This is a genomic window from Brevibacterium sp., assembly GCF_022712115.1.
GTDB classification, from domain to species: Bacteria; Actinomycetota; Actinomycetes; order Actinomycetales; family Brevibacteriaceae; genus Brevibacterium; species Brevibacterium salitolerans.
In genome coordinates this window covers 1-2,896 of the sequence record NZ_JALAHB010000012.1, presented here as the reverse complement: position 1 = coordinate 2,896, position 2,896 = coordinate 1, and the positions used below count along the sequence as shown (strand labels likewise).

Here is a 2,896-nt window from a genome sequence, read left to right as displayed (position 1 = left end):
GTGCGGGACCGGCGGAGACCTCGATCGTCACCGTCTCGCCCTCGGTGAACTCGTAGCCGTTGTTCCCCTCGCGCACGTCGGAGACGGTGCCCTCGGCACGGTCGGACGCCACGTTCACGCTCCGGACCTCGAGGCCCAGCTGCTCGAGGTTGCTCGTGGCGCTCGCCTCGGACAGCCCGATGTAGTCGGACGGGCTCAGCGTGATGGTCTCCGGCGTGGCCTCGGCCGTGGGCGTACCGGTCTGCGCGGGCTCCGGCTCCGCCTCTCCCCGCGGACCGAACAGCAGGAAGAGGACCCAGATCAGACCTGCGGCCACGAGCACGGCGAGGACGCCGATCGTCCACTTCATGCCGGTGCTCATGGAGCCGGAGGACTTCTCCTCCTCCGCCAGCTCCCCGTCCTGCTGGACGGGGAGGGCGCGGGTGTCGCCGGACGGCTCCGGAGCGGCCTGCGCCTGGTGCGGAGCCATGACGCGGGTGGCGCCCGTGTCAGGCTCGCTGAAGACCCGGGTCACGGCCTCCGAGGCGGTGGCGGCCTGGGCGGCCATCTGCGGCACCGCCGATTCCGCTCCGGCCACGTCACCGGCGATGAGGCAGCGGGCGGCGGTGGCCAGCGCGGCGCCGGAGGGCGGCCTCTCGTCCTGCTTCTTCCGCAGGAGGGAGGACACGAGCCTGCGCACGGGCTCGGAGACGGTGTCCGGCAGGTCCGGAGCCGGCTTGTTCACCTGGGCGATCGCGATCGCCACCTGCGAGTCGCCGGTGAAGGGCCGCTGCCCGGCCAGCGCCTCGTACATGATGATGCCCAGCGAGTAGAGATCGGACTTGGGCGTGGAGCCCTTGCCGGTGGCCTGCTCCGGAGCGAGGTACTGCGCGGTTCCCATGACCTGACCGGTCTTGGTCAGCGGCGCCTGGTCCGCCACCCGGGCGATCCCGAAGTCCGTGATCTTGGCCCGGAAGTCCGGGGTGACGAGGATGTTGCCCGGCTTGATGTCGCGGTGGACCACCCCGGCGCGGTGCGCGGCGTCGAGGGCCTGCGCCGTCTGCGCGGCGAGCTCCAGGACGTCGTTCTCCGGCAGCACGCGGTTGCGGTCGATGAGCGCGGACAGCGGCTCACCGGGCACGTACTCCATGACGAGGTACGGGGAGCCGTTCTCCTCGCCGTAGTCGTAGACGGCGGCGATGCCGGGATCGGAGACCGCGCCCATGCTGCGGGCCTCGGCCCGGAAGCGCGCGAGGAAGCCCTGGTCGGTGAGGTACTCCTCCTTGAGGATCTTCGCGGCCACCTCGCGGTCGATGACGCTGTCGCGGCCGCGCCACACCTCGCCCATGCCGCCCACGGCGATGCGTGCGGTGAGCTCGTACCTGTTTCCTAGGACCGTGCCGGGCTGGGGCCTCATTCGCCTATCACCGCTTCCATGACCGATTTCGCAATGGGCCCTGCGACGCGGGCACCTGACGCTTCGCTGCCGGCGTTGCCGCCGTTCTCCACGACCACGGCCACGGCGATCTCGGGATCGTCGGCCGGGGCGAAGGAGGTGAACCAGGCATGCGGGGCAGCACCCTCCGCATGCTGGGCGGTGCCGGTCTTGGCGCCCACGTCCACACCCGGGATCTGCGCGACCTGTCCCGTGCCGGAGCGCACCTGCTCCACCATCATCTCCTGCATCTGCTCCGCGCTGTCCCCGCTGAGCGCGCGGGAGAACTCATGCGGGCGGGACTCCGAGATGGTGTCCAGGGTGCGCGAGTTGCGGACGTTGTCGATGAGCTGCGGCTGCATGACGACACCGTCGTTGGCGATGCCGGAGGCGACCATCGCCATCTGCAGGGGCGTGGCACGGACCTCGAACTGGCCCAGAGCGGACTGTGCCGTCTGCGGCGGGTTGGGGTCCGCCGGGAACGAGGACGGGGTCACCCGCAGCGGGATCTCCATGTCCTGGCCGAACCCGAACTTCCGGGCCTGCTCGTCCAGTGCGTCCGCGCCCAGATCCATGCCCAGCTGGGCGAAGGAGGTGTTGCAGGAGACGACGAGGGAGTGCTCCAGGGTCGCCTTGCCGCCCCCGCCGCAGGAGGCTCCGCCCGCGTTGCGGATGGTGGCGCTGGTCTGCGGGAGGGAGAGGACGTCCGGGGCGTCCAGCTCGGAGTCCTTCGTGTAGTCGCCGGACTCCAGGGCCGCCGCCGCGGTGATCATCTTGAAGGTGGACCCGGGCGGGTAGAGGTTGCCGCCTATCGCGCGGTTGAACGCGGGGTTCGCCTCGTCGTCGATGAGGCTGTTGTAGGCGTTCTGGGCCGTCTCCGTGTCATGGGAGGCCAGCGCGTTGGGGTCCCAGCCCGGTGTGGAGACCATCGCGAGGATCTCACCGGTCTTGGGATTGAGCGCGGCGACGGCGCCGCGCTGTCCGCCGAGGCCCTCCCAGGCCGCCCGCTGCGCCTCAGGGTCGATGGTGAGCTCCACGGCGGCGCCCATGGGCTCCTCGCCCGTGAACACGCTGCGGACGCGGTCGTAGAACAGTGCGTCGTCCGTGCCGCTGAGCAGGCCGTTCTCCGCCCGCTCCAGCCCGCTGCTGCCGGAGGCGATCGAGAAGTAGCCGGTGAGCGAGGCGTACTGCTCCGCCGGCAGGCCCTCGCCCCCGTAGGTGCGCTGGAACTTGTAGGCGTCGTCCGTGGGCACGGAGGAGGCGATGGGCGTGCCGTCCACGAGGATGGCGCCGCGTTCGCGGGTGAGCTCCGCATAGAACGACCGGGAGTTGAGCGGGTCCTCGTTGAGCGCTTTCGCGGAGAAGAACTGCACGTAGCTGGTGGAGCCGAACAGCAGGGCGAACATCACGAGACCCACCAGCGCCACATGGCGAAGGGGCTTCCTCATCGCGTTCCTCCGTTCGGGTGGGGGCCGTCGTCAC

Annotated in this window: 2 protein-coding genes; both read right to left on the bottom strand. The window is 70.6% G+C overall.

Features of this window, described 5'->3' with window-relative positions; genetic code table 11:
• The coding region (locus Q0A33_RS00425) for a protein kinase (RefSeq protein WP_291791510.1) at positions 1 to 1,396 on the bottom strand (1,396 nt) is incomplete at its 3' end.
• Entirely contained in the window at positions 1,393 to 2,862 is a 1,470-nt protein-coding gene (locus Q0A33_RS00420; protein WP_291791508.1) for a penicillin-binding protein 2, read from the bottom strand. The genes Q0A33_RS00425 and Q0A33_RS00420, both read right to left, overlap by 4 nt.
• Positions 2,863 to 2,896: the final 34 nt, after the last annotated feature.